The 23,992-nt window shown below is 42.6% G+C and carries 28 protein-coding genes; 24 read left to right on the top strand and 4 right to left on the bottom strand.

Translation table 11 applies throughout. From position 1 onward, the window contains the following. Positions 1–131 precede the first annotated feature (131 nt). From ACFQ3S_RS14085 to ACFQ3S_RS14020, 14 genes are all read left to right on the top strand, one after another. Complete coding sequence (locus tag ACFQ3S_RS14085) at positions 132–1,088, top strand: NAD-dependent epimerase/dehydratase family protein (protein WP_377165519.1); 957 nt, start codon at positions 132–134, stop codon at positions 1,086–1,088. Positions 1,089–1,219: 131 nt separating this feature from the next. Next, positions 1,220–1,945: a YebC/PmpR family DNA-binding transcriptional regulator gene (locus ACFQ3S_RS14080; protein ID WP_377165517.1), complete on the top strand. Its 726-nt coding sequence runs from the start codon at positions 1,220–1,222 to the stop codon at positions 1,943–1,945. A 190-nt stretch (positions 1,946–2,135) separates the two neighbouring features. Then, positions 2,136–2,330, top strand: coding sequence for a hypothetical protein (locus ACFQ3S_RS14075; protein ID WP_377165515.1), 195 nt, complete (start codon positions 2,136–2,138; stop codon positions 2,328–2,330). 25 nt (positions 2,331–2,355) lie between these two features. After that, positions 2,356–3,201, top strand: coding sequence for a hypothetical protein (locus ACFQ3S_RS14070; RefSeq protein WP_377165513.1), 846 nt, complete (start codon positions 2,356–2,358; stop codon positions 3,199–3,201). Positions 3,202–3,339: 138 nt separating this feature from the next. After that, a complete protein-coding gene (locus ACFQ3S_RS14065) occupies positions 3,340–3,960 on the top strand; it encodes a 1-acyl-sn-glycerol-3-phosphate acyltransferase (RefSeq protein ID WP_377165511.1) in 621 nt (206 codons plus the stop codon). Between the two features lie 2 nt (positions 3,961–3,962). Beyond that, a complete protein-coding gene (locus tag ACFQ3S_RS14060) occupies positions 3,963–5,051 on the top strand; it encodes a glycosyltransferase family 2 protein (protein ID WP_377165509.1) in 1,089 nt (362 codons plus the stop codon). 2 nt (positions 5,052–5,053) lie between these two features. Next, a complete protein-coding gene (locus ACFQ3S_RS14055; protein WP_377165507.1) occupies positions 5,054–5,680 on the top strand; it encodes a carotenoid biosynthesis protein in 627 nt (208 codons plus the stop codon). Positions 5,681–5,792: 112 nt separating this feature from the next. Continuing rightward, the gene (locus ACFQ3S_RS14050; protein WP_377165505.1) at positions 5,793–6,644 is read left to right on the top strand and encodes a 4-hydroxy-3-methylbut-2-enyl diphosphate reductase; all 852 of its coding nucleotides are present in this window, start codon (positions 5,793–5,795) and stop codon (positions 6,642–6,644) included. Between the two features lie 165 nt (positions 6,645–6,809). Further along, entirely contained in the window at positions 6,810–7,409 is a 600-nt protein-coding gene (locus ACFQ3S_RS14045; RefSeq protein WP_377165503.1) for a fatty acid desaturase, read from the top strand. 109 nt (positions 7,410–7,518) lie between these two features. Next, a complete protein-coding gene (hemH, locus tag ACFQ3S_RS14040; RefSeq protein WP_377165501.1) occupies positions 7,519–8,535 on the top strand; it encodes a ferrochelatase in 1,017 nt (338 codons plus the stop codon). A gap of 281 nt (positions 8,536–8,816) precedes the next feature. Next, positions 8,817–9,002: a hypothetical protein gene (locus ACFQ3S_RS14035; RefSeq protein WP_377165499.1), complete on the top strand. Its 186-nt coding sequence runs from the start codon at positions 8,817–8,819 to the stop codon at positions 9,000–9,002. A gap of 80 nt (positions 9,003–9,082) precedes the next feature. Continuing rightward, a complete protein-coding gene (rlmD, locus tag ACFQ3S_RS14030) occupies positions 9,083–10,555 on the top strand; it encodes a 23S rRNA (uracil(1939)-C(5))-methyltransferase RlmD (protein ID WP_377165497.1) in 1,473 nt (490 codons plus the stop codon). A gap of 95 nt (positions 10,556–10,650) precedes the next feature. Further along, a complete protein-coding gene (locus ACFQ3S_RS14025; RefSeq protein ID WP_377165495.1) occupies positions 10,651–11,040 on the top strand; it encodes a hypothetical protein in 390 nt (129 codons plus the stop codon). Between the two features lie 110 nt (positions 11,041–11,150). Next, positions 11,151–11,657 (top strand): phosphoribosyltransferase family protein, encoded by a 507-nt coding sequence (locus tag ACFQ3S_RS14020; protein ID WP_377165493.1) that lies wholly within the window; start codon positions 11,151–11,153, stop codon positions 11,655–11,657. Positions 11,658–11,749: 92 nt separating this feature from the next. Here ACFQ3S_RS14020 and treF read toward each other — a convergent pair whose 3' ends face one another. Beyond that, on the bottom strand, positions 11,750–13,303 hold the full coding sequence (treF, locus tag ACFQ3S_RS14015) for an alpha,alpha-trehalase TreF (RefSeq protein WP_377165491.1): 1,554 nt from the start codon (positions 13,301–13,303) through the stop codon (positions 11,750–11,752). A 119-nt stretch (positions 13,304–13,422) separates the two neighbouring features. Here treF and ACFQ3S_RS14010 point away from each other — a divergent pair, with 119 nt between their 5' ends. Continuing rightward, positions 13,423–14,016: a YceI family protein gene (locus ACFQ3S_RS14010; RefSeq protein ID WP_377165489.1), complete on the top strand. Its 594-nt coding sequence runs from the start codon at positions 13,423–13,425 to the stop codon at positions 14,014–14,016. Positions 14,017–14,305: 289 nt separating this feature from the next. After that, positions 14,306–14,722, top strand: coding sequence for a response regulator (locus ACFQ3S_RS14005; RefSeq protein WP_377165487.1), 417 nt, complete (start codon positions 14,306–14,308; stop codon positions 14,720–14,722). Here ACFQ3S_RS14005 and ACFQ3S_RS14000 read toward each other — a convergent pair. Then, positions 14,719–15,495: an MBL fold metallo-hydrolase gene (locus tag ACFQ3S_RS14000; protein WP_377165485.1), complete on the bottom strand. Its 777-nt coding sequence runs from the start codon at positions 15,493–15,495 to the stop codon at positions 14,719–14,721. The genes ACFQ3S_RS14005 and ACFQ3S_RS14000 overlap by 4 nt on opposite strands. A gap of 89 nt (positions 15,496–15,584) precedes the next feature. Between ACFQ3S_RS14000 and recJ the strand changes: the two genes are divergently transcribed. From recJ to ACFQ3S_RS13970, 6 genes are all read left to right on the top strand, one after another. After that, complete coding sequence (gene recJ / locus ACFQ3S_RS13995; RefSeq protein WP_377165483.1) at positions 15,585–17,282, top strand: single-stranded-DNA-specific exonuclease RecJ; 1,698 nt, start codon at positions 15,585–15,587, stop codon at positions 17,280–17,282. Between the two features lie 104 nt (positions 17,283–17,386). Continuing rightward, entirely contained in the window at positions 17,387–18,124 is a 738-nt protein-coding gene (lptB, locus tag ACFQ3S_RS13990; protein WP_377165834.1) for an LPS export ABC transporter ATP-binding protein, read from the top strand. 40 nt (positions 18,125–18,164) lie between these two features. Further along, positions 18,165–18,380 carry a hypothetical protein gene (locus ACFQ3S_RS13985; protein WP_377165481.1) on the top strand — a complete coding sequence of 72 codons (216 nt, stop codon included), beginning with the start codon at positions 18,165–18,167 and terminating at the stop codon, positions 18,378–18,380. Next, entirely contained in the window at positions 18,374–18,664 is a 291-nt protein-coding gene (locus ACFQ3S_RS13980; RefSeq protein ID WP_377165479.1) for a type II toxin-antitoxin system RelE/ParE family toxin, read from the top strand. Before ACFQ3S_RS13985 ends, ACFQ3S_RS13980 begins: the two co-directional genes overlap by 7 nt. Positions 18,665–18,780: 116 nt before the next feature. After that, positions 18,781–20,292 (top strand): GH3 auxin-responsive promoter family protein, encoded by a 1,512-nt coding sequence (locus ACFQ3S_RS13975; RefSeq protein ID WP_377165477.1) that lies wholly within the window; start codon positions 18,781–18,783, stop codon positions 20,290–20,292. Positions 20,293–20,368: 76 nt separating this feature from the next. Further along, complete coding sequence (locus ACFQ3S_RS13970; RefSeq protein ID WP_377165475.1) at positions 20,369–21,205, top strand: sulfurtransferase; 837 nt, start codon at positions 20,369–20,371, stop codon at positions 21,203–21,205. A 115-nt stretch (positions 21,206–21,320) separates the two neighbouring features. Here the strand turns inward: ACFQ3S_RS13970 and ACFQ3S_RS13965 are convergent, their stop codons facing one another. Further along, the gene (locus ACFQ3S_RS13965) at positions 21,321–21,485 is read right to left on the bottom strand and encodes a hypothetical protein (protein ID WP_377165473.1); all 165 of its coding nucleotides are present in this window, start codon (positions 21,483–21,485) and stop codon (positions 21,321–21,323) included. 197 nt (positions 21,486–21,682) lie between these two features. Here ACFQ3S_RS13965 and ACFQ3S_RS13960 point away from each other — a divergent pair, with 197 nt between their 5' ends. Both ACFQ3S_RS13960 and ACFQ3S_RS13955 read left to right on the top strand, forming a co-directional pair. After that, entirely contained in the window at positions 21,683–22,180 is a 498-nt protein-coding gene (locus ACFQ3S_RS13960) for a hypothetical protein (protein WP_377165471.1), read from the top strand. Positions 22,181–22,232: 52 nt separating this feature from the next. Further along, entirely contained in the window at positions 22,233–23,231 is a 999-nt protein-coding gene (locus tag ACFQ3S_RS13955; protein WP_377165469.1) for an acetyl-CoA carboxylase carboxyltransferase subunit alpha, read from the top strand. A gap of 100 nt (positions 23,232–23,331) precedes the next feature. On the opposite strand, the gene ACFQ3S_RS13950 is transcribed toward ACFQ3S_RS13955, so the two are convergent. After that, positions 23,332–23,802, bottom strand: coding sequence for a DUF4920 domain-containing protein (locus tag ACFQ3S_RS13950; protein ID WP_377165467.1), 471 nt, complete (start codon positions 23,800–23,802; stop codon positions 23,332–23,334). Between the last annotated feature and the right edge of the window lie 190 nt (positions 23,803–23,992).

Raw genomic sequence — 23,992 nt, 5'->3', positions numbered from 1 at the left:
AATTTGCCTAATCGGGAGATATTATAAAATTAGGGTTAACTTATATTTATTAAACCGGGATATTTAAACCCACTTTGTTAAGTTGATTTAGGGCATTTTTTTACATTTGTGTTGTCCAAATAAAATATGGCATGAGCGAGAAAATTTTAGTGATAGGCGCAAACGGTCAAATTGGTACCGAACTGGTAATAGCTCTACGAAACGAGCATGGTGCTGAGCAGGTGATAGCGTCGGATATTAATAATCCGGCTTACGCCATACGCAACAGCGGCCCGTTCGAGTTTGCCAACGTGCTGGATAAGGAAACGCTGCATCACCTTTTTCAAAAACACCAGCCCACACAAGTTTACTTATTAGCAGCCATGCTATCGGCCACCGGTGAACAAAAACCTAAATTAGCCTGGGACCTTAACATGAACGGCTTATTGCATGTCTTGGATTTAGCCGTTGAGTTTAAAACCGCTAAAGTTTTCTGGCCGAGTTCCATTGCCGTTTTCGGTCCGCATTCGCCCAGGCAAAATACACCGCAGTATTGTGTAATGGACCCAAATACGGTGTACGGTTTCAGCAAACTGGCCGGCGAACGCTGGTGCGAGTACTACCATACCAAATACGGGTTGGATGTACGCAGCATCCGTTACCCGGGCATTATAAGCTGGAAGGCGGCTCCCGGCGGCGGCACTACCGATTACGCCATCCACATATTTTACGAAGCCTTAAAAACCGGCACTTATCAAAGTTTTCTTTCGGCCAATACGGCCTTACCCATGATGTATATGGATGATGCCATACGTGCCACATTGAGCTTAATGAATGCTCCTACCGAAAGATTAACCATTCGCTCCAGCTATAATTTAGGCGGCGTAAGCTTTACACCCGATGAGCTGGCTGCTGAAATTAAAAAACAAATGGCCGATTTTACGGTCACCTATGCCGATAACGATCCGCGCCAAGCCATTGCCGATAGCTGGCCGCAATCCATTGACGATAGCCAGGCTAAAAAGGATTGGGACTGGACTCCCGAATACGACCTGCAACGGATGACTACAACCATGCTGGAAAATTTAAAGAATAGCTTAGTTTTGTAATCATTTTTTGGATTGCACCGATTTAAGGATGATTACACCGATTTTTATCTGTGGAATCATGAGAAACATCAGTGTAATCCCCTAAGTAATCAACGTAATCATACCAATCAATAAAAATCAACGGTATAACCATGGGAAGAGCATTTGAGTTCCGTAAAGAAAGAAAGTTTAAGCGTTGGGCCAAAATGGCCGTACAGTTTACCCGTTTAGGTAAAGAGATAGTGATGGCCGTTAAAGAAGGAGGCGGTCACCCCGAAACCAACTCACGTTTACGTACGGCTATGCAAAATGCCAAGGCGGTAAATATGCCTAAAGACCGTGTGGAGGCAGCCATTAAACGCGCCACCAGTAAAGACGAATCAAACTACGAAGAAATTGTATATGAAGGCTATGCCCCGCATGGCGTAGCCGTACTGGTAGAAACCGCTACCGATAATACCAACCGTACCGTTGCCAATGTACGCAGCTACTTCACCAAAGTAGGTGGCACCTTAGGTAAAACCGGCTCGCTGGATTTTATTTTCAGCCGTAAATCGGTTTTTCGTTTTGAGCCGGGGGAGCGTGATTTGGAAGAATTGGAATTTGAACTGATAGATGCCGGCCTGGAAGACCTTTTTGTGGAAACCGACGAAGAAGGCAAGGACGTAGCCGTAGTGCATGCCGCTTTTGAAGATTTTGGTAAAATGCAAAAGACTTTGGAAGGTATGGGTATCGAACTTCAATCTTCGAAACTGGAACGCATTTCGCTATCCACAACCGAAATTAGCGAAGAAGCCGCCGTTGACGTCATGAAACTCATTGACCGATTGGAAGACGACGACGATGTGCAGGCGGTTTATCATAATATGGCGGAGTAAAACCTCACCCAACCCTCTCCACAAGGAGAGGGCTTTAACAAACACCGTTAGTTAATAAAACATGTCATTGCGAACGTAGCGTGGCAACCGCACGCTGAAATAAACGCGTGCAACTGCCACGTTGCTATAGCTCCTCGCAATTACATAGTTAGTATGCTCAATACATAAATTCGAAATTCAAAATCAAAAAATGCCCTTATTCACCTCACGTAAGCAGCAAGCCAACATCAAATTAGCCTTTCAGGATGATATGTTGCTGGTTGAAAAACCGGATGGCAAGCAGCAGGCGTTTCCACTGGCTTTTTTCCCGGCGTTAATGAACGCTACCGAAGAGGAAAAAAAGAATGGGAGCAAACCACTACCGGCATCCGCTGGGAAAAACTAAATATTGATATTAGCATTTAAATAGGATGATACTGTTCGAGGAGTTTTTTAAAAAGAAGAAGATCAACTTAGCTGCCTTACAACAAGACGACCAGGAACTGTTTTCCGAATTTAAAGATCACTACGAGCAAATGGGCGAAAAAAGTTTCGACCATACCAAAAAATACTGGTTTAACAAGTTACGCCGGCAATATCCGCTACCGCCGGAGGTGAAGGCCGAGAGGTTGCGCCCGGAGAACCAGATAGCAGAGCAAACCGTTGCCGATACGCTAACGGAGCCATCAATAACCGACAATGCGCCCGATATGCACCAGGCTCAGTTAGCGGCAGCAGAAAATAAGCCTGCTGAACCGGCACCAAAGATGGGCTTTAAACCTAAATTTAAAGCGGCTTCGCCAGTACAAGCCTATGCGCCAGAAGAAGCCACGCCACAGCAAACTCCTGAAAATAATGAGGCTACGCCCGCCGAAACACCTGCTGCCCCTAAGCCCAAGCCGGGTTTTAAGCCGCGTTTTAAAACTGGTGTAACTAACAGCCAACCAATAGAAAACACAACGGAGACGCCATTAATAAATAATGCCCAACCGGAAGCATCGACAAATAAGCCGGATAACCCTATAAATCAAACTACCACTCCACCTAAAACAGATTTAGAGCCACATTTTAAAGCTGGTGTTACTAACATTAAGATTACACCGGAAATTGAAAAGCCAGTGGCCCCAGAAACAGTAAAGGCAGAAGTGGTTACACCTACTGTAGAACCACAAGCTGAGCCTACCACCGAGCCCGACGGACCCCCGGCACCAAAGCCTGCTTATAAGCCACGCTTTACGCCGAACATGATAAAGCGTAAACCGCCCGAGGGAGAATAATTATATTTAAGCTACATTTAAAGTGTACCGTGTAATTAGTTGGTCGCTATGCATCCCGTGATAGATACTTGCAATGAACTTTGTTATGCAAAAACTCCAGCTTAGATCAAAAATCTATTACTATATTGCCGTTAAGATATGATCTATCCAAAAAATAATAAACCCATCCGTTGGTTCTTTCACCACTATATCAGGTTAATTATTAAAGGTAATTTCCAGGCATTCAAGTATAACCATATCAAGGTTGATGCCAACAGGTCCGTGTTGCTATTAGCCAACCATTTTGGCTGGTGGGATGGCTTTTTGCTCTACTGGCTCAACCATTTACTGCTCAAAAAAAAGTTTCACATTATGATACTGGAAGACACCGTTCGCAAAGTTTTTTTCCTGAAATATATGGGTGCGTTTTCGGTAGTTAAAAACTCCAGGTCAATGATGGAATCGCTGGCTTACGCGGGCCAACTGTTGCAAGATCCTCAAAACATGGTACTCATTTTTCCGCAAGCCAGGTTATATTCTAACTTTGTACACGATATGCATTTTGAACGCGGTTTGCTTCGTATAATAAAAAAAGCGGCCGGTAAATTTCAGTACGTTTTTGCTGCAACTTTTATCGAATACTTTCAGCACAAAAAGCCCACTGTAAACGTTTATGTGCAAAGCAGCGTTATTGATACAGAGTCGATAGATGAACTGAAAGATCTGTTTCAAACCCATTACCGATCGGCAAAGCAGCTTCAAACACAAATTATAATATAACAGTGATTATTGCATTAGCTATTGTTTTCATTTTCCTGATACTGCGTTTTGCCGTAACCCTTTTTAATTTCATATCCGATCCTAAACTGCGTAAGGTAAACCGTATGCATCACGAACTGGTTTCGATACTTATACCCGCACGCAACGAAGAAGATAACATCCTTACCCTGCTTCGGTCTATTGAACAGCAGGATTACCAGAACTATGAAGTTATTATACTGGATGATGATTCATCGGACCGTACTTACGCCATTTGCGAAACGTTTACCGCTAACCTACCGCGTTTCCGGGTAATAAAAGGGCAACCGCTTAAAGATGGCTGGCTTGGCAAAAATTTTGCCTGCTACCAGTTAGCCCGGGAAGCCAAGGGCAAATACCTGTTGTTTTTAGATGCCGATGAGCAGGTTTATAAAGAACTGATTAATAGTGCCGTGCACAGAATAGCATCAAAAAATCTTGCCCTTTTAAGTTTATTTACTAACCAGGACATGCGCTCGTTCGGCGAAATTGCGGTAGTGCCGCTTATGCATTATATACTGTTGAATTTGCTGCCTTTACGCTTAATCTATTTAGCTAAAAATCCTTCTTTCGCAGCGGCAAGCGGCCAGTTTATGCTATTTGATTCTGCTGTGTACCACCGTTATAAATGGCATCAGTTATCAAAAAACAGGGTGGTAGAAGATGTTGAAATTATGAAGATGGTAAAAGCCGAGGGGTTAAAAGGCGAAAGCTTATTGGCTAATGGCCTTATTAGCTGCCGTATGTACACCAATTACCAGGATGCTATCAGCGGATTCAGTAAAAATTTTCTGGCACCTTTTAATTATAGCATACCGGGCTTTTTGTTTTATCTCTTATTAATTATAGGCGGGCCATTATTGGTTTTTTCTACCTTAAACCTGCAGCTTATATTAATGATGTGCGGATTAATTTTACTTACCCGCATTATGATCTCTTTAGCATCGGGTCAAAATGCCTTTTACAACAGCCTTTTACACCCTTTACAAATGCTGAGTTTATTATTTATAGGCGTTTTTGCCATTCAAAACCACTTAACCAACAATACCATGTGGAAGGGACGACGGGTATGACCATGAGTAAAATCAGCGTATCTGTCATCATTATCATCTTATTTCATGTGGTAGGGCTGGTCGGTTTTTTCGTTCCTGCCTTAACGCCTTTGTTTTTACGGCTGGTGCCCTTTCATTTATTACTGATGCTGGCCGTTATTATAGCCAACCATTACCGGTTTGATGAAAAGTTTGCAGGCTTCGTACTGCTTATTTTTTTGGGAGGTATAGCAGCCGAGTGGATAGGGGTACACAAACATTGGATTTTCGGCAATTATTATTACGGGCAAACCTTGGGCACCAAAGTTTTCGATATACCATTAATGATAGGCGTAAACTGGTTTATGCTTATTTACGGCACCGGTGTACTCATGGTAAGGAGCAGACTCAAAAGTATGCCGGCCAGGGTTATTAGCGGGGCTGCGTTATTAGTACTGTTAGATTTGCTGATTGAGCCCGTAGCTATTAATTTTGACTACTGGCATTGGGCCGAAAGTGTAGTGCCCTTAAAAAATTACCTGGGCTGGTTTGCATTGAGTGCGTTATTTTTGTACGTGTTTGAACTGTTTAAATTTAAGCAGCAAAGTATTGTTGCTCCTATACTCATCATGTTGCAGTTCGCATTTTTTGTATTGCTACAATTGGCGTAAGCCCAACCCCAAGTTGCGCCCGGCAAGTAGGGTGAATGAAAATAAGATTAATTAGCCCTGGCTCCCGGGGAGTGTTTGAAGGTGCCTTTTTTTATTGTAATTTTGTAACCACATGGGAACATATCAGTTACAGGTAGAAATAGATCAGGATTCGGGCTTTTGCTTTGGGGTAGTTTACGCCATTGATATGGCCGAAGAAATACTGGCCGAAGTGGGTTATCTGTATTGCCTGGGCGATATTGTGCATAACGATGAAGAAGTAGAACGCCTGAAGGCCAAAGGCCTGCGCATTATTGACCATGCCGACCTGATTGACCTTCATAACGAAAAAGTACTTATTCGTGCGCATGGCGAAGCACCCGATACTTACCGCCTGGCACTTCAAAATAACATAACCTTAATTGATGCCTCTTGCCCGGTAGTGCTTAAACTGCAAAACCGTATTAAAACCTCGCACGATAGTAAAGAAAACATATTGATTTTTGGCAAGCATGGCCATGCCGAGGTAATAGGTTTGCAAGGGCAAACCAATAATGAGGCTATGGTTTTTCAGGATATTGCCGAATTGGATAATGTAGAGTTGCCGCAGCAAATTACGTTGTATAGCCAAACAACCAAAAGCACCGAAAAATTTTACGCCATAAAAAACGAACTGATTAACAGGGGTTACGAGGTAAAAGCCAATGATACCATTTGCCGCCAGGTATCAAACCGGGATAAGGACCTACACACGTTTGCTGTCCGCTTTAACAAAATAATTTTTGTATCGGGTAAAAAATCATCAAATGGTAAAGTACTGTTTGAAGTTTGCCGCAAATTTAATCCCGATACTTACTTTGTTTCTTCTGTTGATGAGTTAAAAGCCGATATGTTTTCGCCCGGCGATACCGTAGGCATCAGCGGAGCAACATCAACCCCCATGTGGTTAATGGAGCAAATTAAGAGTGAGTTAGAGAAATATTGAACCCCCATAAGCCCCTAAAGGGAACAAAAGTGTAATTTCAGCGTTGTAAGAGGTAGTACAAACGCCATGCATAATTCCCAAACCAAACTTCATCATACTCCCCTTTTAATAGAATGGGGTACTTTTATAGCTTTGATAGTTATAATTTGTTGGGTAACCTCCACCATGTTATTAATGCAATGGACGGTTAATTTTGCCAACCCGCTTTTATACTTATTAATTTTAGTGCAAATGCACTTGTACACCGGCTTATTTATTACTGCTCATGATGCCATGCACGATACCGTATCGGCTAATAAAACTGTTAATAATACTATAGGGTACGTGGTTACTTTTTTGTATGCCGCCTTTTTTTATTCTAAACTTTATACAAAACATCATAAACACCATAAACATGTACATTCCCATGATGATCCCGATTACCACGAAGGTAATTTTGTAGCCTGGTATATCCGCTTTATTCGCAATTACCTTTCTATATGGCAGGTAATTTTTATGGCAGTGTTGTTTAATGTATTAAAAATATGGGTACCGCAGTCCAATTTGATTTTATTTTGGGTACTACCATCGTTACTTAGCACGCTGCAGCTATTTTATTTCGGCACTTATCTACCGCATAAAGGTGAGCATAACAACCAGTACCACTCGCGTACGCAAAGCAAGAACCATGTGCTGGCATTTTTCACCTGCTACTTTTTCGGCTATCATTATGAGCACCATGCTTCGCCGGCCACACCCTGGTGGAAGTTGTGGCAGTTAAAATAGTTTAACCCACCACCAGCTAAAGGGTAGTATTACACCCGCTTGACAAAATATTTTAGATATTTGTACACCCAATTATGCTCCCCCTTTAGGGGGCTGGGGGGCTTGTTTTATGAAAAAAGGAGTTTTAATAGTTAATTTAGGTACGCCCGATAGCCCTAAAACGGCAGATGTGCGCAAGTACCTCGGTGAGTTTTTGATGGATGAGCGCGTAATTGATATTAACGCTTTTAGTCGTACCCTGTTAATTAAAGGGATCATTGTTCCTTTCCGCGGACCAAAATCGGCAAAGTCTTACAAAGAGATCTGGACCGAAGAGGGATCGCCGTTAATGGTTTACACCCTTAAAACTACCGAACTCCTTAAACAACGCCTGGGTGATGAATACCATGTAGAAATGGCTATGCGCTACCAAAGCCCGTCGGTACAATCGGCCTTGGATAAGCTTCGTGCCGCACAGGTTACCTCTATACAGGTTATTCCATTATTTCCGCAATATGCATCGGCATCCACGGGTTCGGTACAGCAAAAGGTAATGGAAATTGTAAGTAAATGGCAAACCATACCCAGCATCAGTTTCTTAAATTCTTTTTATGATAACGAGCAGGTGATAGAAGCATTTGCTCAAAATGGTGCCAAGCATAACCCCGAAACATACGATCATATCCTGTTCAGCTTTCACGGCTTGCCACAGCGGCAAATGAAAAAAGCAGATGAAACTAAACAACATTGTTTAAAAGTTGCTAATTGCTGCGAAACCATAACTGGCGCTAACCGGTTTTGTTACAGTGCGCAATGCCATGCTACTGCTAAGCTCATAGCCGAAAAATTAAATATCCCTAAAGAAAAATATACGCTTACCTTCCAGTCTCGCCTGGGCCGCGACCCCTGGATGCAGCCATACACCAGCGAGGTGGTAGCCGAAATGGCTAAAAAAGGTGTAAAAAAAATGCTCGTATTTTGCCCGGCCTTCGTAGCCGATTGCCTGGAAACTGTTTTTGAAATATCGGTAGAATACAATGAAGAATTTATTGCTTTAGGCGGCGAGCACATTCAACTGGTAGAAAGCCTAAACGATTCGCCTTTATGGATAGATGCACTGGAAGGAATAGTTAAAAAAGGTTTTTAAAACGCACCTTGAAACATTACTGCGTGGAGCTAAACCTGGTACAACCAATAACCGGATCTCATAAATATTAATGAAACCGATAGCAAATTGGTGATCTTGTTAAAAAAATGCTTAAACGGGGGCTGCCAGCTCATTTCTTTTATATGATGTGGATGTGTAGCAAAATATGCATTTATTTGGTGGGTTTAGTTTTACAAACACTTAACAAATATTTCACAATACCGATTTGGTTTTTGGTATAAATAATCGTTAATTTGCACATATCTCAAACATATAAAGTTATGAGTCGCGAATTGATAGAATTTTCAAACCTGATAGATGAGCAGTTTGAACCCGATAATACTGGTAGCGATGAACTTTGGCTTACCATACAAAGCTGGTTTGACCCGCAATCTGCAAAAGAGCTTCAGGTAAGTCCTCTTCAGGGGAGAGCACTTGAAGAAAACTTTACCCGTCGGGCTTCCTGAAACCTGTTTACAGCAAAATATATTTAAAAGTCCTCTCCTTTGGGGAGGATTTAGGCGGGGTTTTCTAAATTTGCAGCCTGATGAGAAAAGGCAGAGGTAATACGCCCAACCTAAGGTTTGAAGACGTAGCAGTTATTGATATTGCCGAAGAAGGCAAAGGTGTAGGCAAAACTCAGGATTTTGTACTGTTTATAGAAAAAGCCGTACCAGGCGATGTGGTGGATGTTGAGGTTTACCGCAAAAAGAAAAACTTCGGCGAAGCCAAGATCATTGCTCTTAAACAACACTCCGCACACCGTACCGACCCTTTTTGCGAGCACTTTGGTACCTGCGGCGGCTGCAAATGGCAACACATGACGTATGATGCCCAACTACAGTTTAAGCAAAAAGCCGTTACCGATGCCCTTACCCGCCTGGCGAAACTGGATGTTAGCCATACCATGCCTATTGTAGCTTCGCCGGCCGACCGCTACTACCGCAACAAACTCGAATACACCTTTAGCAACAAACGCTGGCTGAACGACGGTGAGAACCGTACCGACGAAGCTTTGGAGATGAACGCGCTGGGCTTCCACATTCCGGGCAGGTTCGATAAAATTCTGGATATTAACCACTGCTACCTGCAAGCCGATCCATCTAATGATATACGTTTGAAAATCCGGGATTATGCGCGGTTGTACAACATCAGCTTTTACGATATTAAAGGGCATACCGGCGCATTAAGGAACTTGATTATCCGTACCTCATCAACCGGTGAGCTGATGGTGATCGTTGTGTTTGCTTATGCTACAGAGGATGAAGTGAACAGCCTGATGGGTTATGTAGAAAAGGAGTTTCCGCAAATCACTTCTTTGCTGTATATCCTCAACCAAAAAAAGAACGACACCATTTTTGACCAGGACGTAATAGCCTGGAAAGGCCCAGAGTATATTCATGAGCACATGGACGAGATCCAGTTCAGGATTGGGCCAAAATCTTTTTACCAAACCAACGCCATTCAGGCCAAACGCCTTTACGAAATAGCACGCGATTTTGCCGGCTTCACCGGAACCGAACTGGTTTATGACCTGTACACCGGCGCGGGCACTATAGCCAACTTTATAGCCAAACACGTAAAAGAAGTTATTGGCGTTGAATATGTGCCGCAAGCCATTGAAGATGCCAAGGTAAACTCTACCATCAACAACATTTATAACACCAAATTTTACGCCGGTGATATGAAGGATGTGCTGAATGCCGATTTTGTATTGGAACACGGCAAACCCGATGTTATTATTACCGATCCGCCACGGGCTGGCATGCACGCCGATGTGGTAGACCGCCTGATGGAAATTGAAGCCGGAAAAATTGTGTACGTAAGCTGCAACGCGGCCACACAAGCCCGCGATTTAATTATTTTAAAAAGCAAATACCACGTTACACAAATACAACCGGTAGACATGTTTCCGCATACACAGCACGTAGAAAATGTGGTTTTGCTGGAGTTAAGGAGTGAGGAAGACTGGGATATAGGAGCGGGGATAGAAGTTTCGGGGAGCGAGGAAGAAGAGTAGCCCCTCCCAAACCCTCCCCGGGAGGGAGGGCTTTGAATGTATCTTATAAAAATTAAAAAGTCTCCCCTCCCGGGGGAGATTTTGAGGGGGCTCACATGGAACCAGAAGAACTGTTAAACGACGATAACAACCGCAAAAAGGAAACCCCGCTGAAAAGCCTGGAAACCGACCTGCGGTTGTATAGCGAATCTATTCGCGAAATAGCGGTGGAAATTATGGTGGAAGGATTAACCTCTTACCCCATATTTGTGGCGCACCAGCACGAGGTAAAACTGGGTGAAATGATCCTGGATAAGAACGACCTCAATACCGATTGGACCATCAATGCCTCTACCATGGAAGAGTTCGTAGAAAAAGGCATCATCAAAAAAGAACTGCAGCAGCGCTTTATAGATACTTATAAAAACCCGCACGAAATGATGTGCGTTTTTGTGATAGTGCCCGAAGGCGCCAACTTTGTATTTTTTCCATACGGTAAAGAATAATATATTTGAAACTGTTGTCGGTTGCCTGTTGTGAGTTGTCTGTGAAAGCAATTCGGATATAACACTAATGCCGACAACTGAGAACACACAACCAACAATAAGCCACCACCATGCCCGAAAAGCTTTTAATACTCAATCATCAGCAAATACAGCAAAAAATTGACCGCATTGCCTACCAGATACTCGAAGACAACTTTGAGGAAAAGGAAATTATGATAGCCGGTATTTTATCGCAAGGGAGTGTTATTGCACAGCGCATAAAAAATGTGCTGGATGGTATTGCGCCTTTTACCAGCACCATGATCAACATTAAACTGGACAAAGATAGCAGCACCCTGCAGTTTACCGCCGATACTGATATTACAACCTGCAGCAATAAAGTGGTAATTTTAGTTGATGATGTATTAAACAGTGGCAAAACTTTGGCTTACGGTTTTGGTGTTTTTTTAGATGTGCCTCTTAAAAAATTGCGGACTGTGGTGCTGGTAGACCGTAACCACAAAAGCTTCCCAGTAAGTACCGATTTTGCGGGCATGGCGCTATCTACCGTTATCAAGCAACATGTGTACGTATCCTTGAGTGAAACCGGAGAAGAGGATGCGGTGTATTTGGGGTAGCGTTTAATATGAAGGCACAAAGTATTGTGTCTCTACGTATGCAAATCCCATTGTAGAGACACAATACTTTGTGTCTCCCTATAATTACCGGCCTACTCCTTATATATATTCATCAGCTTCAGCAACACACCGTTCGTCCAGCCAAAACCATCCTGTAAAGGGTATTCCCCGCCACCTGCTTTAGCATCAGCATGTTGAATATCATACTTTTCTGATAGCTTTCCTGATTTGTTGAACTCTCTAATATTCAGGTTCATCCAGCGTTGAGCAATCAATTTAGCTAAACTATCTTGTTTGTAGTTACGCAAACCCATTACCGTTACATATTGCAAAGGTGCCCAACCATTGGGCTGATCCCATTGCTGGCCGGTATTGTTTAATGTAGTGGCCACACCTCCGGGCTGCAAAAACTTTTGGCTAATTAACATGGCTACCTTGTGCGCCTGCGTACTGGTGGCCATATTAAAGTACAACGGAAAAACAGTGGCAATACTTATTTGGGAAGATGTGGCTTTATGTTGCCAGTTATAATCGCGGAAGCAACCGGTTTTATTATCCCAGCAATATTTTATTAGGGCAGCTTTCCTTTTGGCGGCTTTGGCGAAGTATGCATTGGTTTGTTCCTTATCACCGCTTAGCTCGTACGAGCGTGCAATCACCCGTTCCAAATTATACAACAGGCTATTTAAATCAACCGCTACTAAACTGGTGGTTTGTATGGTAGGCAGTGTTTTACCATCAGTCATCCAGCGACTACTGAAATCCCAGCCCGATTCGGCCGCGGCGCGTATGTTGCGGTAAAAATTGGCAAGCTTTTGTTTGGTTTCTTTGGCAGCCAGTACATCTTCCCGGTACGACTCTTCCCTGGGTTGCGTACTGGCATCCCAATAACGGTTTAATAAACTACCATCGCTCATACGAACGGAATGTTCGAAAGCGCTACCTGCTTTCAGCTTGGCGGCACCATTCATCCAGTAATTATATTCTTTAATTAACTGCGGACGGTAGGTAATTAGTGTTTTCGCTCCTTTATGCTTAGCAAGCAGTTGCACCATTAACGCAAAAAACGGCGGCTGCGACCGGCTGATGTAATAAGTACGGTTACCGTTAGGTATATGTCCGTAAGTATCTATAAGGTAAGCAAAATTTTTTACCATGCTTTCTATCAGGGTAAAGCGCTTGCTTTCCTCTAACCCTAACATGGTGAAGTACGAATCCCAATAATATATTTCCCTAAAACGACCGCCTGGTACTATATAATCATAATTTAGCGGGATTAGCGATGTGCCCTTTACTGTATCGGCCACGTGTTGCAAAACAGTCCATAAAGTGTCAATATGTTTATGGATGCCTGCTTGTATATTGCTATGGTAAACGGTACTGCTTTGGGCAGGGGTAGTAAAGTATTGATGCGTAAAATCTTTTAAACTGAAGCCTATGCTATCTTTTGATCGTTGGTACGCTTTAAGTATTACAGCCGGTTGCAGCCGAGGAGATGCATCTACAAAGGTTTTACCATCGGGGTAAATTTGCTGCATTTGCACCGCATCAAATAAACCTGGGTATAATTGGGCGGGTGTATTTGTTTGAGCATAGGTGAATATTGAACAAAAAATAGTAATATGCAGCCATAATAATGTTTTCATACAACTCATATTTTATTAACCGCTTAAAACCAAATTTGTCATAAAAAAGCAAAGAAAAAAATAGATGTTTAAACATTTAATTTATTGCTATATCTTTACAACATAATCATAAACACAGCATGAAAAAATTAACAACCTTATTTGTTGCAATTATTGCGGTAGCCTTAGTTGCATTTAAACCGGTGGCACCTTCAACCTTTAAAGTTGATGCTGGTAAAAGCAAAATTGAGTGGACAGGTAAAAAAGTTACCGGCCAGCACACAGGCACTATTAAATTAGCATCGGGCGAAGTTATTGTGAACGGCAAAGTACCAACCGGCGGTAAATTTACTATTGATATGACCAGTATGGACAATACCGACCTGCAAGGTGGCGGTAAGGATAAATTAATGGGACACTTAAAATCTGATGACTTTTTTGGTACCGAAAAATTTCCTACTTCAACTTTTACAGCCACTAAAATTGCCCCTGCAGGTGCTAATAAAGTTAACGTAACCGGTAACCTAACCATTAAAGGCAAAACCGCAGCTATAACATTCCCGGCTACCTATACTTTAGCCGGCAATACTTTAACCGTTGTTGCATCTGATGTTAAAGTTGACCGTACCGTGTACGACATTCGTTACGGTTCTAAAAGCTTTTTTGAAAGCATTGGCGATAAAGCAATTGACAACGATTTTCTTCTGAATATAACTTTAGTAGCTAACAAATAAACATTTTAACTATCTTCAAAAAAAGGTATTGGAAAATCCAATGCCTTTTTTTATGAGAAAACTATACGCTATTTTACATGTAATATAATAGCTTAATATATAATACGTTAAAGATTACTGACTGGCAAACTACTGGTTTTAATAAAATATATTTGGTAGCTCGGGGCTAACTTTACATATTTACTACCTTAGTAAATAATTCTGATCAGGTTCAGTAGCAATTATTTTACTTAAAACTTTTAGGAGTGAAACATTTAGGTATAACATTCCGTATAAAAATTATATGATAATGAGCGACTCCAAACCCATAAGCATACTACTTGTTGACGACGACGAGATTAACAATTTCATATCGATTAAGCTAATTAAAAAAGCTTTGATCTATACGGAGATTACCGCCTGTTTAGACGGCAGTTACGCCATAAACCAATTGTTGGAACTGCAGAAAAAAGACTCCAACAGTTTGCCCGATTATATTTTGCTGGATATTAACATGCCTATTATGAATGGCTGGGAGTTTTTAGATGAGTATAAACGCCTGAATATCGATCCGTTGGGTAAATGCAAGATTTTTATAATCTCATCATCGGTTTTCAGTAACGATATTAACAAAGCCAAATCATACGACCTGGTAAAAGATTTTATATCCAAACCGTTAAACGTAGATAAGATCAAAGAACTATTTGCGGTAGAAAAAACCGTTTAAAATGTATAGGGCGAAACGTTAAAAGTTTCGTCCTTGTAATTTACCAACCCAACCGCGGTTGATTTGGCATGATAAAACAGGCACACCCAGTTATCGGTTGCCGCTTTTTGTCCGTACTCGTCACGTAACAGCATAGCCTTGCGGCCGTCATAATCATACTTAGCGGCAAACTTTCTTATCAGTTGCTCTGGCTCGGGCAATTCATCGCCTCCAAAAAAGCATTTAGTACCTTCGTCTTCCAGTAAAAACACCTGGTGATATTGCGTATGCCCGCCCGATAGTTGATAGCTGATACCCGGCTTTAATTCACCGTCCCCTTCCACAAATTCTATTTTAGCCATCTTTTCTAACGTTTCAAAGATAGGAATGCGGTATGATGACGATTTACCCGACATGCCATAATCCCACTCCCCTTTTTGTATTACATGTATAGCCTGCGGAAAGCTGGGTTCCAGTTTACCGTTGCGCTCAACTACCAGCCCGCCGGTATGGTCATAATGCAGGTGAGATTGCAGTACCAAACTTACTTCGCCCGGCGCATAACCAGCCTCCCTGATGTGCTGATGCAATAAAAGTTCGCCTTGAGCGTCTTTATAACCTAAGCCGCTGTCCAGCACAATTAGGTCGCGTTCGGTTTTAACCAAAAACGGGTTTACATGAATAAAGAGCGAACCCTTACGGTCTTTTGCATCGTCGGTATCAGGGTTAAAGGGTACAAACTGTTTAGAAGAATCAACCGAGTATGAGCCTTCGCCTAATGCAAAAATTTCCATATTTATAGGGTGCGGGTGTTATGCAAAATGTACCTTTGCCAGGTTATACAAACCAGGCAAATCTTATTAACGGTTCAAAGCACAAAAGTATGCAAAAACGGTGGGCGCAAAAGCATAACCCCGATATTAATGCGGTAAAAGAGCTGTCGGCCCAATTAGGTATTGATGAGGTATTGAGCAGCCTGCTGTTGCAGCGCGGCATATCTACTTACGAAGGGGCCCGCCACTTTTTCAGGCCCGATATCCGCCACCTGCATGATCCTTTTTTAATGGCCGGTATGGAACAAGCCATTGAACGCATTGACATCGCTATGCAGGCCGGCGAAAAAATTCTCATTTATGGCGATTACGATGTAGATGGCACTACCGCCGTTACTGTGGTGTATGGCTTTTTCAACAAGCTTTATAATCATTTAGCATACTACATACCCGACCGTTATCAAGAAGGTTATGGCGTATCTACCCAAGGCATTGACTATGCAGCCGAAAATGGCTTTACGCTAATTATTGCTTTAGACTGCGGCATAAAATCAAATGATAAGGTAGCTTACGCCAATACGAAGCATATAGATTTCATCATTTGCGACCACCACACACCAGGCGATGAACTGCCCGATGCCGTTGCCGTGCTCGACCCAAAACGTGCCGATTGCGAATATCCTTACAAAGAACTTTCGGGCTGTGGTATAGGCTTTAAACTAATACAAGCTTATGCTCAAAAGCACAATATGCCGTTTGAAAATATTACTCAATACCTCGACCTGGTGGTAACCAGCATAGCCTGCGATATTGTACACATTACCGGCGAAAACCGTACCCTTGCAAGCCACGGCTTACTAAAGTTGAATACCGAGCCCAGCACAGGCATTAAAACGCTGATGGAATTAGCTGGCAAAACTGCTAATTATTCTATTGCCGATATTGTGTTTACCATTGGTCCGCGCATCAATGCCGCCGGACGAATAGATGATGCCAAACATTCGGTAGAGTTACTACTGGCCGATGATATAGACCTTGCCAAAGAAAAAGGGATGCTCATTAGCGTTAAAAATACCGAGCGCAAGGAGCACGATCTGGCTATAACCGACGAGGCGCTGACTATGATAGCGGCGGATGTGATTATGCAGGAACGTAAATCGACCGTGGTGTTTAACGAAACCTGGCACAAAGGCGTGATAGGCATAGTGGCCTCGCGCCTTACCGAAAAATACTACCGGCCTACCATTGTGCTTACCCGCTCTAACGGCCATGTGGCAGGTTCGGCCAGATCTGTAGTGGGTTTCGATTTATACGAAGCTTTATGCGGTTGCAGTGACTTGCTCCTCCAGTTTGGCGGGCACAAATATGCAGCAGGTTTAACCATGCGCCCCGAACAGGTAGAAGCTTTTACCCACCGTTTTGAAGAAGTGGTAAGCGCCACCATTACCGAGCAGCAGCTTACCCAGGAAATACAGATAGATGCCGAACTACAGTTAACACACATTACGCCTAAATTCTTTAGGGTGCTCACCCAATTTGGCCCTTTTGGGCCCGAAAACATGTGCCCGGTGTTTATCAGTAAACAGGTAACCACTTATGGTAGCATTAATATGGTGGGCAGCAATCATATCAAAATGACGGTGTGCCAAAACGGCTCACCTCTGTTCGATTGCATTGCCTTTAACCAGGGCGAGTGCATTGAGCAGATTCGCCAGGGAAAGCCTTTTGATATTTGCTACACCATAGAAGAAAACATTTGGCGCGATAAGCGTTCTATACAATTAAATATTAAAGGAATACGGTGTTAGGTATGTAGTTGCCAGTGGCCGGTTATGAGTTGCGGGAAGCTTCCTTAAACTTTGAGCAGAGTTACATGCAACCAAAAACCCCGCACCCCGCAACACACACAAAAATGAATTTACGTGCCGATAACCTGGTCAAAAAATATAAGCAGCGCACCGTAGTTAACGATGTTAGCTTCAACGTATCGCAGGGCGAAATTGTAGGATTACTTGGACCTAACGGTGCCGGTAAAACCACATCGTTTTATATGATAGTAGGTTTGATTAAGCCTAACGAAGGTAAAATTTACCTGGACGATCAGGAAATAACCAACGACGCCATGTACCGCCGTGCCCAAAAGGGTATTGGTTACCTGGCACAGGAGGCTTCGGTATTTCGTAAGCTTACCGTAGAAGACAATATTAAGGGTGTGTTGGAAATGGGCACCATGACCAAAGCACAGCAAAAAGATAAACTGGAAGAGCTCATTGATGAGTTTAGCTTACATAAGGTACGCCGCAACCGGGGCGACCTGCTCTCGGGTGGTGAACGCCGCCGTACCGAAATTGCCCGTGCCCTGGCTGCCGAACCTAATTTTATTTTGCTGGATGAACCCTTTGCGGGCGTTGACCCCATTGCGGTAGAAGAGATCCAGGCTATGGTAGCCAAACTCCGCCACCGCAACATTGGAATCCTGATCACCGATCATAACGTACAGGAAACTTTGTCTATTACCGACCGTGCCTACCTGCTGTTTGAAGGAAAGATCCTGGAATCGGGCGTACCGGAAGTATTGGCCGCTAACGAGATGGTACGTAAAGTTTACTTAGGGGCAAACTTTGTACTGAAACGGAAAACTTTTATTTAAAGATTGGTTATATAAAGAGTGTTTTGCGTAAATTAGTATAATGGAACTCATCATCGATTTTGATAAAATAAAAGACCCTTCAAAACGGGAGTGGTTAATAACGTCTCTAAAATTAATGCATATTGGGTTTCAAACATCGGAGAAACCACAAACCATAACTCAATACAATAATGATCTTGAAAAGGGTGATAGTGAAATTGAGCAGGGTGATTTTATTACTGCAACTGATTTAAAAACTGAATCAGATAAGTGGTAGTAGTTTGGAGCAACAGTGCAAAGGCCGAACTTAAAAAAGCTTATGAATATATTGCTTTAGATTCGTTGCAGAATGCGCAAATTGTTAGAGACACATTGATAGATCTAACAATCGCTTTGCCAAAAAATCCTGAAAAACACCCTTTAGATCAATTCAAAAAAGACAATGATGGTAGCTGGAGAGCTTTTGAAAAGTACCATTATCGCATTTCATACCGAATTTTGAATGAACAAATCCGTATAGTACGATTACGGCATACCAGCAAATCTCCCCTGCTTTATTAACGCTTATTTTCTTAATAGTTTAATAAATGAGCTTTTACACTTATTAACACTATCTGCGATTATCATTAATTTAAAAACGAATTAAAACTTTTTGTTTATTTTCGGCATCACCATATATGACCATTTTAAACTCTGTTGTTACCTGGCTCATGAAAAAGCGCATCCACCAAATCGAGCTTTTTATGAAATACCCCAATGATGTTCAGGCCGAATGGTTTAACCAATTAATAAGCAATGCCGAAGATACCGAATGGGGAAAAAAGCACCATTACAAGAGCATTAAAACCATTGCCGATTTCAAGGAACGCGTTCCTCTCCAAAATTACGATACGCTAAAACCTTACATTGAGCGCATGCTCAAAGGTGAGCAAAATGTATTATGGCCATCAGAAATTCGTTGGTTTGCCAAATCATCGGGTACCACCAGCGACCGCAGTAAATTTATTCCGGTAAGCGAAGAATCACTGGAAGAATGCCACTTTAAAGGTGGTAAAGATATGCTGACCATTTACTGCAATAACCGGCCTGATGCCCTGCTGTTTACCGGTAAGGGCTTAACATTAGGCGGCAGCCACCAGGTTGGGCAGTTAAACTCTGATACCTTTTTTGGCGATCTTTCGGCCGTAATCATGAAAAACCTACCCATGTGGGCCGAGTTTTACCGCACACCCGATCTTACCATTGCCCTGCTTGAAAACTTTGAAGAAAAGATAGAGAAGATGGCGCATGCCACCAAAAGTGTAAATGTAACCTGCATTAGCGGTGTGCCTACCTGGAATATTTTACTGTTTAAGCGTATCCTCGAAATTACGGGTAAAAACAACCTGCTGGAGGTATGGCCTAACCTGGAACTGTATTTTCATGGAGCCGTTAGTTTTACGCCTTACCGCGAACAGTTTAAAAAACTGATCCCCAATAACGATATGTACTACCTGGAAACCTATAACGCGAGTGAAGGTTTTTTTGGGATACAAGACCGTGAGGAACCCGGTGATATGCTATTGATGCTGGATTATGGTATTTGGTATGAATTTTTGCCTTTGGAAAATTTGCACGATGAAAATCCAGATACACTTACCCTCGATGAGGTAGAAATTGGTAAGAACTACGCGCTTATTATTAGTACCAATGCCGGTTTATGGCGTTACATGATAGGCGATACTGTGCGTTTCACCTCGCTCGATCCTTTCCGTATACAGATAACCGGCCGTACCAAGCATTTTATGAATGCCTTTGGCGAAGAGATCATTATTGATAATGCCGAACGTGCCTTAGAGGAAGCCTGCCGCCAAACCGAAGCCACCATACGCGATTATACCGCGGCACCGATCTACTTTACCGATAGTAAATGCGGCAGTCACGAATGGATTATTGAATTTGACCGTAAGCCGGCCGAGTTTGACCGTTTTGTTGACCTGCTGGATGAAACACTGCGGAAAGTAAATTCTGATTATGACGCTAAGCGTTTTAAAGACATGGCCCTGCTACGCCCTAAAGTACATACCGTACCCGAAGGAACTTTTGTTAATTGGATGAAACAGCGGGGCAAATTTGGCGGTCAGCACAAAGTTCCCCGTTTAGCCAATAACCGGGAATACGTGGATAGTATTCTGGCTATGATGAATTAACATTAGCATATTTGGAAAGGATATTTAAAAAAAACATAAACATCATCCTTATATTTAACTTATAAATTTCCATCCTATGTTGCCCTTAATAGAAGCCGAGGAGCTAAAGCAGTTAGATAAAAGCACTTATACCTTGATAGATACCCGTGGGTTTGGAAACAGCCGCGAACACTATGAGCAAGGCCATTTGGAAGGTGCTTTGTATGTTGACCTGGAAGACTTAGCTGCCCACCCCGAAGATGCAGCTAATGGAGGCCGCCACCCTTTGCCAGAGTTGAAAGATTTTGCCGCTTTATTAGGTCGCCTGGGTATTACACCTCAAACGCATGTAATTGTGTACGATGATAAAGCCGCGGCCAACCCCGCGGCCCGCTTTTGGTGGATGATGAAAGCGATTGGTCACCCGCTAATACAGGTGCTTAACGGCGGCTTGCAAGCCGCTGTAATTGCCGGCATCTATCCGGTTACCGGGTTTCATTCTCCGCTTCAACCTGCAGTATATCCAATACCTGCAAATTATGCAAATACCGTTACTATTACCGAAGTTGACCGGGCTGTAAAAAACCGCGGCCAAATAGTAATTGACGTACGCGAAAAGCCACGGTACCTGGGCCAAACTGAACCTATTGATTTAATAGCCGGACATATACCCGGAGCCATTAATGTACCTTACCTAACCAATTTAGGTGCCGGTAACCGCTACCTTAACGCAAATGAACTCAAAGAGCAATACCAGGAAATTTTTGGCGATGTTAAGCCTGAACAGGTAATAGTGCATTGCGGATCGGGTGTTACAGCTTGCCATACCTTGCTGGCACTGGAGCAAGCCGGTTTAACAGGAGCTAAATTATACGTTGGCTCATGGAGTGAGTGGTCGCGCAGAGATTTGCCTGTTGCTACGGATGAGAAATAGTTGCAGTATTTAAACAGTGGCGGTAGTTTTAAGCGGTAGTTGCAGTTCCGGTCCTAATTAAGATGTTTATAGAACAACAAACCCGGGATCAGTTAAAACCCGGGTTTGTTGTTTGTTAGTTACGGTGGTACCTGTTGTAGTTACTATTGTACGGGCCATGATGCTTATCGTAACGGCCTCGGTATTCATGCCTTACGTGCCTGTGCTGGGTTGTCATACAGCTACTCAACGAGCCTAATACCGCTGCAAATAATGCTATTATTAAAATGCTCTTTTTCATGATCTTTATTGTTTTATAAAAATTAGAGGGCGATTTAATTGAATGGATTAGCGGGTCATACAAATGTTACCATTGAGTATTGATGTCGTTTATTCGCTATTTTGCAAATACTGAAAACCCTCCGCCCTCAAATCTGTACCTTAATAAGGTGTATCATCAAAAAAAAATGAACACTTTTGAAAGAAGATTATAAGCCTATGTATAAAATATTACTTTCCATGATATTACTATCAGCAGGTGTATTTACGGCGAGGGGCCAAACCGATAGTGCTACCGCGCCATCACCTATTAAAACCTTAACGCTCAAGCAGTACGCCAATTATCAGAAAGGGCCAACCCTCATAGAAATGGCCTTGCCCGCCACCTTAAACCGTTATCCTATGCCGGCAGATGTACTTTTTTATCAAAAAGAATTAAAACTAACTAAAGAGCAGGTAAAAAAGATCAGAACCATCAGCGATTATCTGCAGTTAAAAAAAACAGAGATAGGCCAGTCTGTATTAAGGAACGAAAAGAAGTTGGACGACCTCTTTCGTTCACAAACAGTGGATGAGGGCAGTATAACCTTTTATGCCAACCGCTACGGTTTATACGAGGGTGAATACCGTACATCGGTATTATTAGCTTGCTATAACACCTACAATGTACTCAACCCGCAACAAACAACGCAGTTTTGGATGCTGAAAAAACCGTAATTACACTTTTGACAATCAATTTAGTTAACTTAGCGCCCCGTTACACAGGATTATGAAGATTACGTTTGATTTTGAAAAGCCGTTGGCCGATCTGCAGCAGCAGATCGACAAGATAGAACAGGTAGAGGAAAAGACCAAGGTAGATATGTCGGCCACGTTAAACGAGTTACAAGAAAAGTTTGACGCAGTTAAAAAGCAGGTTTATACTAACCTTAGCGGCTGGCAAAAAGTGCAGATCTCGCGTCACCCCGACAGGCCTTATACTTTACAGTATATTGAGCTGATGTGCGACGATTTTATTGAACTGCACGGCGACCGCACGTTTGGAGACGATAAGGCCATTATAGGCGGATGGGGATCAATAGGCGGACAAACCGCTATGTTTATCGGCCACCAAAAAGGGCGGAATACAAAAGACAGGCAATACCGTAACTTTGGTATGGCCAACCCCGAAGGTTACCGCAAAGCCCTGCGCCTGATGAAAATGGCCGAAAAGTTTGGCAAACCCGTTATTACCCTGATAGATACCCCCGGTGCATTCCCTGGTTTAGAAGCCGAGGAACGTGGCCAAGGCGAAGCTATTGCACGTAATATTATGGAAATGTCTGTGCTTAATGTACCGGTTATTTGCGTAATTATAGGCGAAGGCGCATCGGGTGGTGCAATAGGTATTGGTATTGGCGATAAAGTGTACATGTTGGAACACACCTGGTATTCGGTTATTTCGCCGGAGTCGTGCTCCTCTATTTTATGGCGTACCTGGGATTATAAAGAACGTGCTGCCGAAGTTCTTAAACTCACTTCAACCGAAATGTTTAAGAATAAACTGATAGATGGTATTATAAAGGAGCCTATTGGCGGTGCCCATCAAGACCCTGTTGCTATGGCCGTGATCTTGAAAAAGCAATTGCTTAAAGACCTGAAAGGACTTAAAGACCGCAACGTTGAAGAATTAGTAAATGAGCGTATAGAGAAGTTTTGCGCTATGGGTGTAGTAATTGAGGATGAGCCGGTAGTTGTTGCTCCTGCACCGAACAACGAGGGCGTTTAGCTATACAGGCCAATATAATTTTATAGAGCTGCGCTTTATGAGCGTGGCTTTTTTTTGTAGTTAAGTGAACAAAACCGGACACTTTCGGTGTAAAAACAGTTTATTTATTCACCATGAGTCCTACCACTTCAAAGTTTAACCGTTGCTTAGGATCAGTTTTAACGGTATGCTGCTTTTTACCGGTTACGGTATCGCCGGCAAGTTGTTGTTGGTCATCGGCAATAAACTGCTTGGAGGCAATACCCGATATAATAACCTCGCGGCCTTTAAGCTCTTTAGGCAAGTTAATGTTGTAGTTCTTAAAATGTGCTGCTATGGTACGGCCATTTCCTGCGTCTAATATAAACCAGCCGCCTTTTGGTTTAGTAACGTTAATTACTTTACCACTTACAGTTACGCTTGTGCGGGTGCGTTTACCCATAAATGCCTCAAGTTTAGAAGCCTGCATTAGTGCTACTAATGTAGGTTTGCTGCCATATACCATACCATGCGGTAAGGCAACTTTTTTTTGTGCGCTTGCGGTAAATGCCGTTATTAACACAAGCAACACCTTGAATAATAAGTATTTCATTTATGTATAACCTCCAGTAAATAAACAAGCATTGCAACGCTTAGTTTTTTTTAAAGCTATTTACCTAAAAATCTACCTTAACAATTTTTAACACTTACAACACTGTAATACTGTTGAAGAGTTGCGTAATTAGCAGCTTAATTAAGGCTACGGTTTTTAACCTGCGTTATAATAAGTATTTTTGTGAACG

It is taken from the genome of Mucilaginibacter terrae, assembly GCF_042679325.1.
Taxonomy (GTDB): Bacteria; Bacteroidota; Bacteroidia; order Sphingobacteriales; family Sphingobacteriaceae; genus Mucilaginibacter; species Mucilaginibacter terrae.
Note: the sequence above shows the minus strand (reverse complement) of the source record. Positions and strands in the feature narration are given on the sequence as shown.